General features: G+C 72.0%; 17 protein-coding genes and 2 pseudogenes. 12 read left to right on the top strand and 7 right to left on the bottom strand.

Annotation, left to right across the window (positions count from 1 at the left end; genetic code table 11):
- From A6Q79_RS01355 to A6Q79_RS01330, 6 genes and pseudogenes are all read left to right on the top strand, one after another.
- A pseudogene (locus A6Q79_RS01355) lies at window positions 1–235 on the top strand (porphobilinogen synthase); the annotation flags it as partial.
- Window positions 236–1,019, top strand: a pseudogene (locus tag A6Q79_RS01350) (asparaginase).
- Between the two features lie 92 nt (window positions 1,020–1,111).
- Window positions 1,112–1,540 carry a helix-turn-helix domain-containing protein gene (locus A6Q79_RS01345; RefSeq protein WP_067860087.1) on the top strand — a complete coding sequence of 143 codons (429 nt, stop codon included), beginning with the start codon at window positions 1,112–1,114 and terminating at the stop codon, window positions 1,538–1,540.
- Window positions 1,537–2,289 carry a hypothetical protein gene (locus tag A6Q79_RS01340; RefSeq protein WP_317695603.1) on the top strand — a complete coding sequence of 251 codons (753 nt, stop codon included), beginning with the start codon at window positions 1,537–1,539 and terminating at the stop codon, window positions 2,287–2,289. The genes A6Q79_RS01345 and A6Q79_RS01340 overlap by 4 nt, the downstream gene beginning before the upstream one ends.
- Before the next feature lie 9 nt (window positions 2,290–2,298).
- Window positions 2,299–2,562, top strand: a complete 264-nt coding sequence (locus A6Q79_RS01335) for a DUF2516 family protein (RefSeq protein ID WP_067860083.1) — start codon at window positions 2,299–2,301, stop codon at window positions 2,560–2,562.
- 184 nt (window positions 2,563–2,746) lie between these two features.
- Window positions 2,747–4,435, top strand: a complete 1,689-nt coding sequence (locus tag A6Q79_RS01330; protein WP_286689899.1) for a BCCT family transporter — start codon at window positions 2,747–2,749, stop codon at window positions 4,433–4,435.
- A 69-nt stretch (window positions 4,436–4,504) separates the two neighbouring features.
- Here A6Q79_RS01330 and A6Q79_RS01325 read toward each other — a convergent pair whose 3' ends face one another.
- From A6Q79_RS01325 to A6Q79_RS01315, 3 genes are all read right to left on the bottom strand, one after another.
- Entirely contained in the window at window positions 4,505–5,632 is a 1,128-nt protein-coding gene (locus A6Q79_RS01325) for a putative sulfate exporter family transporter (RefSeq protein WP_317695599.1), read from the bottom strand.
- Window positions 5,629–5,799, bottom strand: a complete 171-nt coding sequence (locus A6Q79_RS01320) for a hypothetical protein (protein WP_286689897.1) — start codon at window positions 5,797–5,799, stop codon at window positions 5,629–5,631. The genes A6Q79_RS01325 and A6Q79_RS01320 overlap by 4 nt, the downstream gene beginning before the upstream one ends.
- Before the next feature lie 88 nt (window positions 5,800–5,887).
- On the bottom strand, window positions 5,888–6,196 hold the full coding sequence (locus A6Q79_RS01315) for a hypothetical protein (protein WP_286689896.1): 309 nt from the start codon (window positions 6,194–6,196) through the stop codon (window positions 5,888–5,890).
- A gap of 92 nt (window positions 6,197–6,288) precedes the next feature.
- Here A6Q79_RS01315 and A6Q79_RS01310 point away from each other — a divergent pair, with 92 nt between their 5' ends.
- Entirely contained in the window at window positions 6,289–6,918 is a 630-nt protein-coding gene (locus A6Q79_RS01310) for an alpha-ketoglutarate-dependent dioxygenase AlkB (RefSeq protein WP_067860077.1), read from the top strand.
- A 648-nt stretch (window positions 6,919–7,566) separates the two neighbouring features.
- On the opposite strand, the gene A6Q79_RS01305 is transcribed toward A6Q79_RS01310, so the two are convergent.
- On the bottom strand, window positions 7,567–8,250 hold the full coding sequence (locus tag A6Q79_RS01305) for a Crp/Fnr family transcriptional regulator (protein ID WP_253024178.1): 684 nt from the start codon (window positions 8,248–8,250) through the stop codon (window positions 7,567–7,569).
- Between the two features lie 95 nt (window positions 8,251–8,345).
- Here A6Q79_RS01305 and nth point away from each other — a divergent pair, with 95 nt between their 5' ends.
- The 5 genes from nth to A6Q79_RS01280 are packed head-to-tail and all read left to right on the top strand — an operon-like array spanning window position 8,346 to window position 12,385.
- A complete protein-coding gene (gene nth / locus A6Q79_RS01300) occupies window positions 8,346–9,077 on the top strand; it encodes an endonuclease III (protein WP_286689894.1) in 732 nt (243 codons plus the stop codon).
- Window positions 9,074–9,703 carry a TlpA disulfide reductase family protein gene (locus A6Q79_RS01295; protein ID WP_286689893.1) on the top strand — a complete coding sequence of 210 codons (630 nt, stop codon included), beginning with the start codon at window positions 9,074–9,076 and terminating at the stop codon, window positions 9,701–9,703. The genes nth and A6Q79_RS01295 overlap by 4 nt, the downstream gene beginning before the upstream one ends.
- Window positions 9,700–10,395 carry a CoA pyrophosphatase gene (locus tag A6Q79_RS01290; protein WP_286689892.1) on the top strand — a complete coding sequence of 232 codons (696 nt, stop codon included), beginning with the start codon at window positions 9,700–9,702 and terminating at the stop codon, window positions 10,393–10,395. The genes A6Q79_RS01295 and A6Q79_RS01290 overlap by 4 nt, the downstream gene beginning before the upstream one ends.
- Complete coding sequence (locus tag A6Q79_RS01285; protein ID WP_067860066.1) at window positions 10,392–11,567, top strand: MarP family serine protease; 1,176 nt, start codon at window positions 10,392–10,394, stop codon at window positions 11,565–11,567. The genes A6Q79_RS01290 and A6Q79_RS01285 overlap by 4 nt, the downstream gene beginning before the upstream one ends.
- Window positions 11,567–12,385, top strand: coding sequence for a hypothetical protein (locus tag A6Q79_RS01280; protein ID WP_289017287.1), 819 nt, complete (start codon window positions 11,567–11,569; stop codon window positions 12,383–12,385). The genes A6Q79_RS01285 and A6Q79_RS01280 overlap by 1 nt, the downstream gene beginning before the upstream one ends.
- A gap of 143 nt (window positions 12,386–12,528) precedes the next feature.
- Here A6Q79_RS01280 and A6Q79_RS01275 read toward each other — a convergent pair whose 3' ends face one another.
- From A6Q79_RS01275 to A6Q79_RS01265, 3 genes are all read right to left on the bottom strand, one after another.
- A complete protein-coding gene (locus A6Q79_RS01275; protein WP_286689890.1) occupies window positions 12,529–12,975 on the bottom strand; it encodes a phage holin family protein in 447 nt (148 codons plus the stop codon).
- Between the two features lie 314 nt (window positions 12,976–13,289).
- Window positions 13,290–15,263 carry an acetate--CoA ligase gene (gene acs, locus A6Q79_RS01270; RefSeq protein ID WP_286689889.1) on the bottom strand — a complete coding sequence of 658 codons (1,974 nt, stop codon included), beginning with the start codon at window positions 15,261–15,263 and terminating at the stop codon, window positions 13,290–13,292.
- A gap of 178 nt (window positions 15,264–15,441) precedes the next feature.
- Window positions 15,442–16,243 (bottom strand): cation acetate symporter (locus A6Q79_RS01265; protein ID WP_369037984.1); only part of this gene is annotated, 802 nt, incomplete at its 5' end.

Raw genomic sequence — 16,243 nt, 5'->3', positions numbered from 1 at the left:
CCTGCCCGTCTTCATCCGTGAGGGCCTCACCGAGCCCAAGCCGGTCTCCTCCATGCCCGGCGTCGTCCAGCACACCCGCGACTCGCTGCTGGCTGCGGTCTCCGAGGCCGCCGAGCTCGGTCTCGGCGGCGTCATGCTCTTCGGCGTCCCCGAGACCAAGGACGCCACCGGGTCCGGTGCCCTGGACCCTTCCGGCGTCCTCAACCTGGCGATCACCGACGTCGTCGCCGAGGTCGTGCGGTCAGGGCTCGTGGAGAGCCGTCATCGGGGGACGGCCGTGCGGGTCGACCCGGACGGGCAGACCGTGTGGTCGATCGGCGACCCCGGCACCGTCGTGTTCCCCCGGTCGACGAACAAACCGTTCCAGGCCGCTGGTCTCGTGCGGGAGGGTCTCGACGTCGTACCCGGTCGACCCGCACGAGCACGCCGCCGTGCTGCGGGCCGGCGAGGGCCGGCTGCCGCACCGGATGGACTGCTCGGGCAAGCACGCGGCGATGCTTTTGACCTGCGTCCAGCGCGGTTGGTCCACCCACGACTACCTCGACCCCGACCACCCGGTGCAGCGGGCGATCACGGCGACCTTCACCGAGCTCGTCGGGCCGCCCGACGTGGTCGGCGTCGACGGCTGCGGCGCGCCCCTGCTGGCGACGTCGCTCGAGCGGCTGGCCCGCGGGGTCGGCCGGCTCATGAGGGCCGAGCCGGGCAGCGCCGAGCGCCGGGTGGCCGACGCGATGGTCGCGCACCCCGAGCAGGTCAGCGGCACGCGACGCCCCGACCTCGCCCTGGCGCGGGCCGTGCCGGGCTCGCTCGTGAAGTCCGGCGCCGAGAGCGTCGTCGTCGCGGGCCTCGCCGACGGTTCCGCTCTCGCGGTGAAGATCGAGGACGGCGGCGAGCGGCCGCTGTTCGTCGTGCTGCACCGCGCCCTGGAGCTGGCGGGGGTCGACGCCGACCTGCTCCGCGAGCGTCCGGTCGTCCTGGGCGGTGGACGTCCCGTCGGCGAGGTGCGCCCCGTCCTCTGACCTGACCTGACCGGACCGTGGGCGACGGCGTGTGAGACGTCTCGCATGCAACCCTGCTTGCAGATGCTTGCATTTGCAAGCAGACTGGAGACATGGCCAAGCTGCACGTGGGAGGAGCCGTCGAGACCCTCGGCGACTACCTGCGCGAGCAGCGACGCCAGGCACAGATGTCCCTGCGACAGCTGGCGGAGAAGTCCGAGGTCTCGAACCCGTACCTCAGCCAGATCGAGCGGGGCGTGCGCCGACCCTCGGCGGAGGTCCTCCAGCAGATCGCGAAGGCACTGCGCATCTCGGCCGAGTCGCTCTACGTACGAGCGGGGCTCATCGACGTCGACGAGTCCGGCGCGCGCATGGTCGAGGACGCCATCGCCCTCGACCCGCGCCTGACCGAGCGGCAGAAGACGGCACTGCTGGACATCTACCGCTCGTTCGTCGGCGCCGACGTGGCGACCGACGAGACGCTGGCCGAGACGGTCACCGAAGCCAACTCCGACACTTCATCCGAGGAGACACCCCCATGAGCATCACCGACCAGATCAACGCCCAGGTCAAGACTCTCGTCGACGAGGTCAAGAACCTCACCGAGACCCTCCGCAAGGTCGAGCTCGACGACCTCCGCTCGCAGGCCACCGGCCTCGTCGGCTCCGCCCGCGCCGAGGTCCAGGAGGGCTACGCCGAGCTCGTGCAGAAGGGCGAGGAGTTCGTCGCCCAGGCGCGCGCCCTGAAGCTCGAGGACGTCCAGAAGCGCGGCGAGAAGCTGCTCGACGCGCTGCGCAAGGACGCCAAGAAGAACATCAAGGAGGCCCGCAAGGCCGCCGAGGACGTCGCCGAGGACGTGCAGAAGCGCGCCGAGGACATCGTCGCCGACGCCCAGGCCACGGTCGCCAAGGTGACGAAGAAGGCCCCGACCACCAAGGAGCAGGCCAAGAAGGCTCCGGCCAAGACGTCGGCCGCCGCACGCTCCACCGCCACGAAGGCCACCGAGACCGCCAAGAAGGCGCCCGCGAAGACGACCTCGACCGCGAGCACCGCCAAGAAGACCGCCGCCAAGAAGACGTCGACGGCCAAGAAGACCACCGCCGCGAAGACGTCGGCCGCGAAGAAGACGACCCCGGCGAAGAAGACCTCGACCGCGGCCAAGAAGACCAGCTCGACGGCCAAGAAGACCACGTCGACGCCGGCGAAGAAGACGTCGACGGCCGCCAAGAAGACCACGTCGACGGCCAAGAAGCCCGGCGCCGGGGCCCCGCCGTTCGGCGTCTGGCGGTAGGGTCCAGACGTGTTCGAGGTCCAGTCCAGCCTGATGCTCCTGCTGTCGCTCGTGCTGTTCGCCGTCAAGGCGTTCGCGCTCGTCGACTGCGTGCTGCGCGACGCCGGACGCTTCAGCGTCGCCGACTCCCTGCCCAAGAACACCTGGCTCGTGATCCTGGGCCTCGCCGTCGTCGCGCACGCCGTCTTCTGGGCGCCGCTCTCGCTGCTCAACCTCGCCGGGACGGTCGCTGCGCTCGTCTACCTCGCGCAGCTGCGCGGCAGCCACGTCTGACGCCTGGCGTCACCAGCCCGTCGGGGCGTGACGCCCGCCACGAGGCGCGGCGCAGGTTCGCCATCGCGCGTCGTCCTCGGTATGGTCGAAAGGTTTTCCCACGCACCTACCCGTGCGGGGCGACCGGACGAACGTACGACGACCGAGCTGACGACGACTTCACCGAGGGAAGAGGTGGTGCCTCATGAGTACCCGCACCGAGCACGAGCATGCGCCGCAGGCGCGATGGCGGACCAGGATCGACCCCGTGGTCTTCGGGGTGACGGGCGCGGTCGCGATCGCCTTCGTCGTGTGGGGCCTGGTGAGCACCGACGGGCTCAAGGCGGCCTCCGACGCCTCCCGCTCCTGGGTGATCGTCAACACCGGCTGGTTCTTCGTGCTGGTCGCGTCGTTCTTCGTCCTCTTCGTGCTGTGGCTCGCCGCCTCGAAGTACGGCCGGGTCCCGCTCGGCGAGGACGACGAGAAGCCGGAGTTCCGCACGGTCTCCTGGATCGCCATGATGTTCAGCGCCGGCATGGGCATCGGCCTGATGTTCTGGGGCGTCGCCGAGCCGTTGTCGCACTTCGCTTCGCCGCCGCCGGGCACCGGTGAGCCGCAGAGCGAGGAGGCGCTGCAGAGCGCCATGGCCTCGACGATGTTCCACTGGGGCCTGCACCCCTGGGCCATCTACGCGGTGGTGGGCATCGCCATCGCCTACGGCACCTTCCGCAAGGGCCGCTCGCAGCTCATCTCCTCGGCGTTCCGCCCGCTGATCGGGCGCCGTGCCGAGGGTCCCGCCGGGCGCGTCATCGACATCCTGGCCATCTTCGCGACCCTCTTCGGCTCCGCCGCGAGCCTCGGCCTCGGCGCCCTGCAGATCGGCGCCGGCCTGCAGTTCAACGGCTGGATCGACCAGCCCGGCAAGATCGCCCTCGTCGCCATCATCACCGTGCTGACGGTGCTGTTCATCCTGTCGGCCGTCTCCGGCATCGAGCGCGGCATCCAGTGGCTGTCCAACACCAACATGGTGCTGGCGCTCGCCCTCGCCGTGTTCGTGTTCGTCGTCGGACCGACGCTGTTCATCCTCAACATGCTGCCGACCACGTTGGGCGACTACGCCTCCCAGATGACGGAGATGGCGTCGCGCACGGCCGCCAGCGGCGACCAGGCGATGGAGGCCTGGCTGTCGAGCTGGACGATCTTCTACTGGGCCTGGTGGGTCTCGTGGACGCCGTTCGTCGGCATGTTCATCGCCCGCATCAGCCGCGGCCGCACGATCCGCGAGTTCGTGACCGGCGTGCTCCTCGTGCCCACGCTCGTGAGCCTCGTCTGGTTCGCCGTCTTCGGCGGGTCCGCGATCTTCGAGCAGCGCGCCAGCGGCGGCCTCATCGGCTCCGACGGCTCCGTCGCCTCGGACTTCGCGCTCTTCCAGCTGCTGGAGAAGTACCCCGCGGCGGGCATCACGTCGGTGCTCGTCATGGTCCTCGTCGGAATCTTCTTCGTCTCCGGCGCCGACGCCGCCTCGATCGTCATGGGCACGCTCAGCGAGCGCGGCGCCACGGAGCCGAGCCGCGTCTCGGTCATCTTCTGGGGTGCGCTGACGGGTGCCGTGGCCGCGATCATGCTCGTGATCGGCGGGTCCGACGCGTTGACCGGCCTGCAGAACATCACCATCGTCGCGTCGGTGCCGTTCGTGTTCGTCATGGTCGCGCTCTGCGTCTCGCTGTGGAAGGACCTGCAGAGCGACCCCGTCGTCGTGCGGCACCGCCTCGGCCAGGAGGCGGTCGAGGGCGCGGTGGTCGTCGGCGTCGAGGAGCACGACGGCGACTTCGCGCTCGTCGTCGAGCCGACCGACAGCAGTGCCGAGCCGGCCTCGGACGAGAAGCAGCAGTGACCGCGTGGCGACGTCCCGGACCGACGGGTCCGGGACGTCGTCACGTCGGGGCGGGCTGCGGGTCCGACGTCAGATCGTGAACCCCGCGAACAGCACGGAGGCGAGGGCCAGCGCCAGCACGATGTTGACCACCGTGGCGGCCGCGAACACGCCGATCGGACGCCATCCCGCCTCGCGCAGGGACGAGACCTTGAACTCCAGCCCGATCGAGACGAAGGCGAGGATCAGCGCGTAGTCGCGCAGACCCTTGACGACGGTCTCGAACTCCTCGGCGCGCGCCTCGGACGCCCCCTCGAGGTACAGCGTCGCGATCACCGAGGCGGTCACGAACCCGATCACGAACTTCGGGAAGCGGTGCCACAGCTCGATCGCGCGGGGTCGCTCGCCGTCAGGGTCGCGCTCGACCTTGAACGCGAACCAGGCGGTCAGGCCCACGGCGACGAACCCGATCAGCGCGTTCTGCGTCAGCTTCACGACCGACGCGATCTGCAGCGGCTCCTCGCCCGCGATCGTGCCCGCGGCCGTCACGGCGGCCGTCGTGTCGATGTTGCCGCCCAGCCACGCGCCCGTGACGGCGGGGGAGAGGTCCAGCAGGTCGGCCAGCCATGGCAGCACGAAGATCGACGGCAGCGCGAAGAGGATGACCAGGCTCGCGGTGTAGGCGAGCTGCTCCTTGCGGGCGCGCACGGCACCGGCCGCGGCGATGGCGGCGCTCACCCCGCAGATCGCGACGGCCGACGCCAGCAGGGCGCGCAGCCGGTCGTCGAGCCCGAGCCGCCCCGCGAACCACCAGGTGAAGGCGAACACGCCCGAGATCAGCAGCAGCCCCTGCAGGATCGCGGGGCCGGCGGCCCGGGCGATGACGGACAGCACCACCGTCGCGCCCAGGACGACGAGCCCGGTCTTGATGAAGAACTCGGTGCGGAACCCCGACGCGATCCGGTCGCGGACGCCCGCCGCCGACAGGGCCGCGTTGACCAGCAGGCCGAGCGCGATCGCGTACACGGGGGACTCGATCGCCGCGGCGGCGTCGGCGAGCGCGGTGTCCTCGAGCCACGTGGGCACGTTCTCCGTCAGCAGGCGCGCCCCGACGCCCGTGGCGACCACGACGACGAGCCCCGCGAGGAACGTCGTCGGCCTGAAGCCCCCGCCGAACTCGACGACCGACCTCTGCGGCGACGGCGACGCGGCGCTCACAGCGGCAACCAGCTCTCGGTGACCACGCCGGCTGCCGTGAGGACGACGAGGGTCAGGCCGACGACGGTCGCCAGCCAGTCCTCGGAGAGGTGGAAGCGGCGGGCGTCGTCGACCGTCCGCTCACGGTGACGGGAGTCGTCGTCGGGGACGTTCGTGAGTTCACTCATGCCCGACAGGGTGCGTCGGCGGCGCGCGCGGGCACGGGCGTCCCGCATCCCGGGACGTCGACGCCGAGCCCGGGCGGGCTGGTAGACCTCAGGCGCCGAAGGTCGGCGGCGCCTGGTCGAGACGTCCGGGGTGCAGCCAGCGGGTGATGATGACCCGCAGGGTGCTCAGGGCGTCGTCGGCACGACGCTCTCCGGCGTCCTGCACGTCGGCGTGCGTCCGCAGCAGCGCGGCGAGCCAGAGGCCCGCCTCGCCGGGGTCGAGCTCGCGGTCGGCGGTGCCGTCGCGCATGGCCCCGAGGAGAAGCTCGGTGAGCTCGGACTGCACCTCGGCGTCGACGGCGGCGCGCGTGTCGACGATCTCGTCGACCCGGTCCAGCAGGGCGTCCCAGGCGCTCATGGGAGCAGCCTAGTGGGACCCGCGCAGCGGATCGGACCGCGCCGCGCGCGTCGCACCTAGAACATCTGTTCGAACCAGCCTATCCTGCTGGGGTGTGGTTCCAGGGTTCGCTGCTCGACGTCGGCGACGAGGCGGTCGTCGGCTCGTTGGGTGCTGCGGTGCAGCGTCGCGAGCTGACGCACGGTGCCTGGGTCGACGTCCGTCCCGGCTGGGTGCAGGGCGCCGACCCGCTGTTCCTCTCCTTGCAGACGGAGGTGCGCTGGCGGGCCGAGCGTCGCCAGATGTACGACGAGACGGTCGACGTCCCGCGTCTGCTCGCGCACTTCGGCGCCGCCGACACCCTCCCGCACCCGGCGCTCGACGCCGCCCGCGCCGCCCTGAACGCGCACTACGCTGACGAGCTCGGCGAGGAGTTCGTCACCGCCGGCCTCTGCTACTACCGCGACGGCCGCGACAGCGTCGCCTGGCACGGCGACCGCATCGGTCGAGGTCGGGCCGAGGACACCATGGTCGCCATCCTGTCCCTCGGTGCGCCCCGCCGCCTCAGCCTGCGCCCCGTCGACCACGGCGCCGGCGACACCATCGGCTTCGTCGTCGGCCACGGCGACCTCCTCGTCATGGGCGGCTCCTGCCAACGGACCTGGGAGCACGCCGTCCTCAAGACCGCCAAGCCCGTCGGTCCCCGCATCAGCGTCCAGTTCAGGCCGCGGGGGGTGTTGTAGAGGCTGGGGGCTGCGTGGCTGCGGCTGCGCTGCTCTGGGGGTCTGGACCTGCTGGTGCGCTGGCGTAGGGGATCTGGGCTAGGTGGTGCGCTGCCTCAACTGGCGCTGGGTGTGGGCTCCGCAAGGGCCTCGACCGGACGGCTGGCGACCGCGCTGGTCTGGGATCTCGGGCTGTGGGTTGCGCTCGGGGTGGACGCAGGATTCTGCGTTCGTGTGCGGAAGGCCAAGGAGTCTGCGTTTGCTACGGGATCCCGTCGTGAACGCAGAAGCGTTCGGCCTTCTGCGCGCGAATGAAGAATCTTGGGTGCACTTGGGGGTGGGGTGGGCAGTGCTTCTCCCTTCTCGTGGCACGGTCCACGAGAAGGGAGAAGCGCTGCCACGTCTGACACCGCTCGGGGCAAGAACGCAGAATCTTGCGTCCCACGCGGCCCGCAGCCCGAGTACCCGAGCCGCCGCGCCACCCAGCCGCCCGGTCGAGGCGCTTTCGAAGAGCAGGTCCAGGAGAAGCCGCGCCGGCGCAGCCCCACCCGAGCGAGAACCCGCACCGACGCAGCCGCAGGCCGAGTCGAAGCCGCCCCCTCGCACCCGCAAGGACCCCCCAACGCCACGAGCCCCCGACCACACGGTCGGGGGCTCGTCGCGCCGGGCTCAGCGGGCGCGGCGCTGGAGGCGTTCGAGGTCGAGGATGACGACGGAGCGGGGCTCGAGGCGCAGCCAGCCGCGGGACGCGAAGTCGGCGAGCGCCTTGTTGACGGTCTCGCGGGAGGCGCCGACGAGCTGGGCCAGCTCCTCCTGGGTGAGGTCGTGGTTGACGTGCACGCCGTCCTCGGCCTTGCGCCCGAAGCGGCTCGCGAGGTCCAGGAGGGCCTTGGCGACGCGACCGGGAACGTCGGAGAACACCAGGTCGCCGACGACCTCGTTGGTGCGACGCAGGCGACCGGCGAGCTGGTTGAGCAGCGCCAGGGCGACCTCGGCGTGGCTGGACAGCACCGGCGTGAGGGCTTCGTGGCTCAGGCTCTGGACGGTGACGTCGGTGACCGACGTCGCGGTGGCCGAGCGGGGTCCGGGGTCGAAGAACGACAGCTCGCCGAACATCTGGCCGGGGCCGAGGATGGCGAGCAGGTTCTCGCGACCGTCGGGCGACGTGCGTCCGAGCTTGATCTTGCCCTCGGTGACGACGTACAGCTGGTTGCCGTCGTCACCCTCGTTGAAGAGGACCTCGCCACGCTTCAGGCTCAGCGGGGACATCGAGGCCTCGAGGGCTCCTGCGGCGTCGTCGTCGAGACCAGAGAAGAGCGGCGCTTGGCGCAGCACGTCGTCGTTCACGGGCATCCTTTTCGGCTGTTGATTCGGTCACAGTCTGTCCTACCAGGAGCTCGAACGCCACACGCCGGGCCGGTGTCGGCGCCGCCACGTACCCTGACGGCGTGCCACCTGCCGCCCCCAAGGCTCCCCTGAAGCCGCCGACGAGTCTCGTGCGCCGGGCGCGCAAGATCCACCGGGTGCTCGCCGAGACCTATCCGGAGGCCGGCTGCGAGCTCGACTTCCGCACTCCCTTCGAGCTGCTCGTGGCCACCGTACTCTCCGCCCAGACCACCGATCGACGGGTCAACGCCGTCACCCCCGCCCTGTTCGCCGCCTACCCCGACGCCGCGGCGCTCGCGGCGGCCGATCGCACGGCCGTCGAGGAGATCATCCGCTCCACCGGCTTCTACCGGGCGAAGACCGACAGCGTGCTCGGTCTGTCCGCCGCGCTCGTCGAGCGGTACGACGGCGAGGTGCCGGCCCGGCTGCGCGACCTCGTCACGCTGCCGGGCGTCGGCCGCAAGACGGCCAACGTGGTGCTGGGCAACGCCTTCGACGTGCCCGGCCTCACCGTCGACACGCACTTCGCCCGGCTCGTGCGCCGCTTCGAGTGGGTCGACGACGACGTCGCGAAGGACCCGGTCAAGACCGAGCACGCGGTCGGTGCGCTGTTCCCGCGCCGCGACTGGACGATGCTCAGCCACCGGCTGATCTGGCACGGCCGACGTCGCTGCCACGCGCGCAAGCCCGCCTGCGGTGCGTGCCCGGTGGCGCACTGGTGCCCGGCGTACGGCACCGGTCCCACCGATCCTGTCGAGGCGGCGCGGCTCGTCACCACGCAGGGTCGCGCATGAGACGCCTCGCCGTCGCGCTCGCCGTGCTCGCGCTGCTCCTGGCCGGCTGCTCCGACGTCGACACGAGCAGCGGCAAGCCGACGTTCGGCGGCGGCTCGCTCGACGGCGGCGACCCGCAGTCGGCGTCGGTCCGCAGCGCCGTGCAGGACGCCGGCGTGCGTCCGTGCAGCGACCTTCCGCTCGCCGACGCGGGCGCCGAGGGCGACGGTGCGCTGCCGGCGCTCGAGCTGCCGTGCCTGGGCGGCGACGGCAGCGTCGACCTCTCCCGGCTGCGGGGTCCCGCGGTCGTCAACTTCTGGGCGAGCAACTGCAAGCCGTGCCGCGAGGAGCTGCCCCTGCTCGCACGGCTCGACCGCGACACCGGCGACCGGCTGACGGTCGTCGGCCTCGACGTGCGCGACGCCGACCCCGACGCCGCGGTCGCGCTCGCCCGACGCTCGGGCGTCACCTACCCGCAGCTGTCCGACCCGACCTTCCGCACGCGCGGTGCCTTCCGGGTGCTCGGCCTGCCGCAGACGGTCTTCGTCGACGCGCAGGGCAGGATGGTCGCCACCGAGCGGGTGCCGTACACCTCCTACGCCGACCTGACCGGTGCCGTCCGTCGACACCTGGAGGTGCAGCCGTGAGTCCTGAGTCCTCCGCCGACTCGCCGACGTCCGGTGGCGTGGCCGACGGCCTGCCCGAGTGGCTGCGCCCGCTCGCCGAGCTGGCCGGCTCCGTGCAGGCCGAGCAGCTCGCGCCGCGCTTCCCGCACCCGCCGGCCGACGCCCGTCCGGCCGCAGTCCTCATCTGCTTCGCCGACGGCCCCGACGGGCCCGAGCTGCTGCTCACCGAGCGAGCCCCGACGCTGCGCAACCACGCCGGCCAGATCTCGTTCCCGGGCGGCGCGTGCGACCCCGGCGACGCCGACGCCGCAGCCACGGCGCTGCGCGAGGCCGACGAGGAGGTCGGGCTCGACCCGGCCGAGGTCACGGTGTTCGGCATCCTGCCGACGCTCTGGCTGCCGCCCAGCAATTTCGCGGTCACCCCGGTCCTCGGCTACTGGCGCAGGCCCCGACAGCTGGCCGCCGTCTCGACGGCCGAGGTGGGACGCGTCCTGCACCACCCGCTGCACCTGCTGGTCGACCCCGAGCGGCGGTTCAGCGTCGAGCACCCGTCCGGGTGGCGCGGGCCGGCCTTCGAGATCGGCACCGAGATGCCGCTGTGGGGCTTCACGGCCGGCATCATCTCCCGTCTGTTCGAGCGGCTCGGCTGGGCCCAGCCCTGGGACGAGTCGGTCGTCCACCCGCTGCCCACCCCACCCCAGGAGCGCCCGTGAGCTCGCTCGACCTCGTCATCGCCGTCGTCGTGGTGGCGTACGCCGTCTCCGGCTACCTGCAGGGCTTCGTGGTCAACCTGGTCGCCACCGCCGGTCTCGTCCTCGGCGGGCTCGGCGCCATCTGGGTCGTGCCGCACCTGCTCGACCGGCAGAACGGCACCCTGACGACGTCGCTGCTGGCGCTCGGGCTGGTCATCGGTGCCGCCGCGATCGGCCAGGCCATCGGCACCTACATCGGCACCGACCTGCGCGGGGGGCTCACCGCGGGCCCGCTGCGCACGGTCGACGCCGTCGGCGGGGCCGCCCTGAGCGTCGTCGGCGTGCTCATCGCGTCGTGGGCGCTCGGCTACGCGGTCAGCGGCACCTCGATCCCGTGGCTGGCGAAGGCCGCACGCGACTCGACCGTGCTCGCGAAGGTCAACGACGTCATGCCGTCGACCGCCACCGACACGCTGCGCGCGTTCAGCCGCACGCTCGACGCCAACCTCTTCCCGCGCTACATCGACCCGTTCGCCGACGAGGAGATCGCCGCCGTCGGCCCGCCCGACGCCGCCACCCTGTCCCAGCCGGGCGTGCAGCAGGCCTCGCGCAGCGTCGTGAAGATCGTGGGCTCCGCCGAGTGCGGCCGGGGGATCGAGGGGTCGGGCTTCGTCTACGCGCCGGGCCGGGTCATGACGAACGCGCACGTCGTCGCGGGTGTCGACCAGCCGGTGGTCACCGTGGAGGGCGAGCGTCGCCTCGACGGGCGGGTCGTCGTCTTCGACCCCGAGCTCGACCTCGCCGTCATCGCCACCGACGACCTCGGCGTACCGGCGCTGCGCTTCGACACGCAAGGGACGGCAGGCCAGGAGGCGGCCGTGCTCGGCTACCCCGAGAACGGGCCGTTCGACGCGCGGGCGGCGCGTATCCGCTCCCAGCTCACGCTGCGCAGCCCCGACATCTACGACCGGGGGCAGGTGCTGCGCGAGGCGTTCTCCGTGCGCAGCCTCGTCCGGTCCGGCAACTCCGGCGGCCCGCTGGTCTCGACCGAGGGCACCGTGCTGGGCGTCATCTTCGCGGCGTCGATCTCCGACAGCTCCACCGGCTACGCGGTCACCGCGGAGCAGGCGCAGGACGACGCGCGCGCCGGCCGCTCGGCGACCCAGCAGGTCGACACCGGACGGTGCGCCTGATGCGCGGGTTCCTGGCGGCCGTGTCGGGGCTCGTGGCGGTCGTCGCGCTCGCGGTGGCGCTCCCGGCCGCGTGGGTGGCGGCGTCGGTGGCCGACGAGGACGGGTTCGTCTCGCTGTCGCGCGACGTGGTCACCGACGGTGCGGTGCAGGACGCCGCCTCGGACCTGCTGACCACGCGGCTCGAGCGCGAGGCCGGCCTGCCGGCGCAGCTGGCCGAGACCGGGCGCCGGCTGCTCGAGCGGGCCACCGACCGCGTGTTCGACGACCCGCAGCTGTCGGGTGCGTGGGCGCAGACGCTGCGCCGCACCCATGCCGCGCTGCTCGACGACCCCGCCGCGGCCTCGGGGCAGGTGCCCGTCCCCCTCGACCTCGCGCCGCTGGCGCGGCTCGCGGCCGAGCGCACCGACGGTCTCGTCGACGCCCCCGACCGGCTCGTGGTCGAGCTGCCCGGCGGACCCGACGCGCGGGCGCTGCGTCTGGTCGATGAGTCCCCGGGGCTCGCGCTGGCCGCGGGTCTCGTCGCGGCGGTCGGTGCACTGGTGGCGCTGCTCGTGGCCCGGCGCCGTGGTGTGGCGCTGGTGTGGCTCGGGGTGGGCGCCGTGGCGGCCGCCGGCCTCGACGCGGGGCTCGCCCGCCTGGCCCGCGAGCGGACGGTCGACGCCTCCACCGGCGACGGCCTGCAGACCGCGCTGGTGCGCGCGCTCGCCGACGTCGGCGTCACCTCGTTCGACGGCTGGCTCGTGTGGACGGCGCTCAGCGGCGCGGTCCTCGCCGTGCTGGGCGTGGTCGTCGCCCTCGTCGGGCGGCGCTCCGCCTGACCCCCGTCGCGAGATTCCCAGGTCGACCTGGGAATCTCCACCGAGCGTGGGAATCTCACGCAGGCCCGGAGAGCTTTCCGGGTATCGCTGGGATTCCCGTGCTTCGCGACCGGTTCCGGCCCCCGGGTGAAGGGGCCAGCGGGTCAGCGCCGGGGAGCGGCGTGCTGGCCCTTCAGGGCGCCGGGGATCTTCTTGGCCGTGTCGATGGTCTTCTGCGGCGCACGGATCTTCTTGATGAGCCGCACGCCGACGAGCACGAGCACGACGGCCAGCAGCACGTAGACGCCGGCGACGATGAGGAAGCACCACGCGGGGTGCAGACCGGTCATGCTCAGGAAGAACGCGAACGCGATCGAGACGAAGATCAGGACGAGCAGGCCGAGGAAGCCGGCCACGGCGAACAGAGCCGCGCCCACGCCGCCGGCCTTCGCGCTCACCACGAGCTCGCTCTTGGCGAGGGCGACCTCGGCCTGGACGAGGGCGGAGATGTCGCGACTGGCGTCGGCGACCAGCCGGCCGACGGTCGGCTCGTCCTGCTCGGGCAGCATCGGTCGCACGGGCTCGCGGTTCGCTCGCTGACGGTCGCTCATGAGGCCGAGCCTACAAGCGGGAGCCGGTGGTGCGCGCGGCCACCGGGGCCGGCGACGCCGTGGGCGGTCAGGCGCCGAGCAGACGCAGGAGCACGCCGGCCACGGAGGCGCCGGCGATGACGGAGGCGGAGAACACGAGGTCGAGACGGGTGGTGGTGTCCATGGCTCCAGCGTGTCCGGGCCGGGTGAGAGGACGCTGAACGGAACCTGGCCGTCACCTGTCGGTCCGAGGACACCTGGAGGACACCCCCACGCGACGCCTGCACGCACGACGCCCCGCGACCCGGGGGTCGCGGGGCGTCGGGAGGCCTGCCTCAGTCCTCGTCGGCCTTCGCGCCGCTCATGCCGGCGGTGATGAGGTCCATGACGGAGGAGTCGGCCAGCGTCGTCGCGTCGCCGACCTCGCGGTTCTCGGCGACGTCGCGCAGCAGGCGGCGCATGATCTTGCCCGAGCGGGTCTTGGGCAGCTCGGGCACGACCATGACCTGGCGCGGCTTGGCGATCGGGCCGATCTCCTTGCCGACGTGGTTGCGCAGCTCGGCCACGACGTCCTCTCCACCGTCCCCTGCGGACTCGCGCAGGATGACGAACGCGCACACGGCCTGGCCGGTGGTCTCGTCGGCCGCGCCCACGACGGCCGCCTCGGCCACCTTCGGGTGCGAGACGAGCGCCGACTCGATCTCGGTCGTCGACAGTCGGTGGCCCGAGACGTTCATGACGTCGTCGACGCGTCCGAGCAGCCAGATGGCGCCGTCGTCGTCCTTCTTCGCCCCGTCGCCGGCGAAGTAGTAGCCCTGGGCCTTGAACCGCGACCAGTAGGTCTCGACGTAGCGGTCGTCGTCGCCCCAGATGGTGCGCAGCATCGACGGCCACGGCTCGGTGATCACGAGGTAGCCGCCCTCGCCGTTGCCCACGGGAGTGCCGGCGTCGTCGACGACCTCGGCGGTGACGCCCGGGAACGCCGTCATGGCCGATCCGGGCTTGGCGGCGGTGACGCCGGGCAGCGGGGTGATCATGTGGGCGCCGGTCTCGGTCTGCCACCAGGTGTCGACGATCGGGGCGCTGCCGCCGCCGATGTTCTCGCGGTACCAGACGTAGGCCTCGGGGTTGATGGACTCGCCCACCGTGCCCAGCACGCGCAGGCTCGACAGGTCGTGCTCGGCGGGGATCTGCTCGCCCCACTTCATGCACGTGCGGATGGCGGTGGGCGCCGTGTAGAACAGCGAGACTTTCTTGTCGGCGATGATCTCCCACCAGCGACCCTTGTGCGGGGTGTCGGGCGTGCCCTCGTAGAGCACCTGCGTCGCGCCGTTGGCCGTCGGACCGTAGGTGATGTAGGAGTGGCCGGTGATCCAGCCGACGTCGGCCGTGCACCAGTAGACGTCGTCGTCCTTGTGGTCGAAGGTCGCCCAGAACGTGTACGCCGCCTGGGTCAGGTAGCCCGCCGACGTGTGCAGGATGCCCTTGGGCTTGCCGGTGGTGCCGGAGGTGTACATGACGAACAGCGGGTGCTCGCTGTCGAACTCGGTGAACCGGTGGTCGGTCGAGGACTCGTCGACCACCTCGTGCCACCAGACGTCGACGTCGCCGTTCCACGGCACGTCCTCGCCGGTGCGGCGCACCACGAGCACGTTCTCGACGGGCGAGGCGTCGCCGAGCTTCGCCAGGGCCTCGTCGACGGCCGGCTTGAGCGACGACGGCTTCCCACGACGGTAGCCGCCGTCGGCGGTGATGACGAGCTTGGCCTCGCAGTCCTCGACGCGGCTGGCGAGCGCGTCGGAGGAGAACCCGCCGAACACGACGGTGTGCACGGCGCCCACGCGGGCCGAGGCGAGCATGGCGACCACGGCCTCGGGGATCATCGGCATGTAGATGGCGATGCGGTCGCCGGCCTCGACGCCGAGCTCCTCGATCGCGTTCGCCGCCTTCGAGACCTCGTCCTTGAGCTCGGCGTAGGTGAGGTCGCGGGTGTCGCCGGGCTCGCCGACGAAGTGGATGGCGACCTTGTCGCCGTGGCCGGCCTCGACGTGGCGGTCGACGCAGTTGTAGGCGACGTTGAGCTTGCCGCCGACGAACCACTGCGCGAACGGCGGGTTGCTCCAGTCGAGCACCTCGTCGAAGTCGGTGCCCCACGTCAGGCGGCGCGCGGCGTCGGCCCAGAAGCCGAGCCGGTCCTGCGCGGCGCGGTCGTAGACGTCGGCGGTGACGTTGGCCTGCGCGGCCAGCTCGGCCGGCGGCTCGAAGACGCGGTCCTCGCGGGACAGGTTGCTGATGCCGTGCTCGCTCACTAGTTCTCCTCGGGTGGGGGATACCTTTGCATCGTTGCGCACGTCACAGGGTCGTTCAACTGGGGTTGCGGGGAGGTTGGTCCCGCGAGGCGCCGGACGCTCGACGGCGGCCGACACCGGCACCGGGAGCGCTGGTGCGTCCCGGGCCGGCGTCGGCCCGCGCCTCAGGGTCGGCGGCTCACTTCTCGGCGCCCGCGCCGGTCAGCGAGCGCACCTGCAGCTCCGCGAAGCGGGCCTCGCTCTCGGTCTCCTTCGACGTGACGGTGCCCAGCCAGCCCATGAGGAAGCCGAAGGGGATTGAGACGATGCCGGGGTTCTGCAGCGGGAACCACGCGAAGTCGACGTCCGTCAACAGGGCGGTCTCCGAGCCCGACACGACGGGGCTGAAGATCACCAGGCCGACGGCCGAGACGAGGCCGCCGTAGATGCTCCACGTGGCGCCGCGCGTGTTGAAGCGCTTCCAAAACAGGTTGTAGAGCAGGGCCGGCAGGTTCGCCGACGCGGCCACCGCGAACGCGAGCGCCACGAGGAACGCGACGTTCAGGCTCTGCCCCGGGATGGCCAGGGCGATGGCGACACCGCCGATGACGAACGCCGCGATGCGGGCCACCTTGACCTCCTGCTCGCCCGTGACGTCGCCCTTCTTGATCACGCTGGCGTAGAGGTCGTGCGCCACCGACGAGGCGGACGTGAGCGTGAGCCCGGCGACCACGGCGAGGATCGTCGCGAACGCCACGGCGGAGATCAGCGCGAGCAGGATCGCACCCCCGGTCGTGCCCGACCCGCCGCCCACGGCCTCGGCCAGCAGCGGGGAGGCCAGGTTGCCGCCCGACTCGACGACGCGCTCCTTGGCGTCTCCCGTGACGAGGGCCGCGGCGCCGAAGCCGAGGATGAGCGTCAGCAGGTAGAACGTGCCGATGATGCCGATGGCCCACAGCACCGACACGCGGGCCTGCTTGGCGGTCGGGACGGTGTAGAAG

This window comes from Aeromicrobium sp. REDSEA-S32_B7, assembly GCF_001626145.1.
Lineage (GTDB): Bacteria > Actinomycetota > Actinomycetes > Propionibacteriales > Nocardioidaceae > Aeromicrobium > Aeromicrobium erythreum.
Note: the sequence above shows the minus strand (reverse complement) of the source record. Positions and strands in the feature narration are given on the sequence as shown.

Coding starts and splice junctions, on each gene's coding strand:
- A6Q79_RS01320 (WP_286689897.1), bottom strand. CDS start 5,799: ATGAGTGAACTCACGAACGTCCCCGACGACGACTCCCGTCACCGTGAG.
- A6Q79_RS01295 (WP_286689893.1), top strand. CDS start 9,074: ATGAGACGCCTCGCCGTCGCGCTCGCCGTGCTCGCGCTGCTCCTGGCC.
- A6Q79_RS01305 (WP_253024178.1), bottom strand. CDS start 8,250: ATGCCCGTGAACGACGACGTGCTGCGCCAAGCGCCGCTCTTCTCTGGT.
- A6Q79_RS01330 (WP_286689899.1), top strand. CDS start 2,747: ATGAGTACCCGCACCGAGCACGAGCATGCGCCGCAGGCGCGATGGCGG.
- A6Q79_RS01315 (WP_286689896.1), bottom strand. CDS start 6,196: ATGAGCGCCTGGGACGCCCTGCTGGACCGGGTCGACGAGATCGTCGAC.
- A6Q79_RS01280 (WP_289017287.1), top strand. CDS start 11,567: ATGCGCGGGTTCCTGGCGGCCGTGTCGGGGCTCGTGGCGGTCGTCGCG.
- A6Q79_RS01345 (WP_067860087.1), top strand. CDS start 1,112: ATGGCCAAGCTGCACGTGGGAGGAGCCGTCGAGACCCTCGGCGACTAC.
- A6Q79_RS01275 (WP_286689890.1), bottom strand. CDS start 12,975: ATGAGCGACCGTCAGCGAGCGAACCGCGAGCCCGTGCGACCGATGCTG.
- A6Q79_RS01340 (WP_317695603.1), top strand. CDS start 1,537: ATGAGCATCACCGACCAGATCAACGCCCAGGTCAAGACTCTCGTCGAC.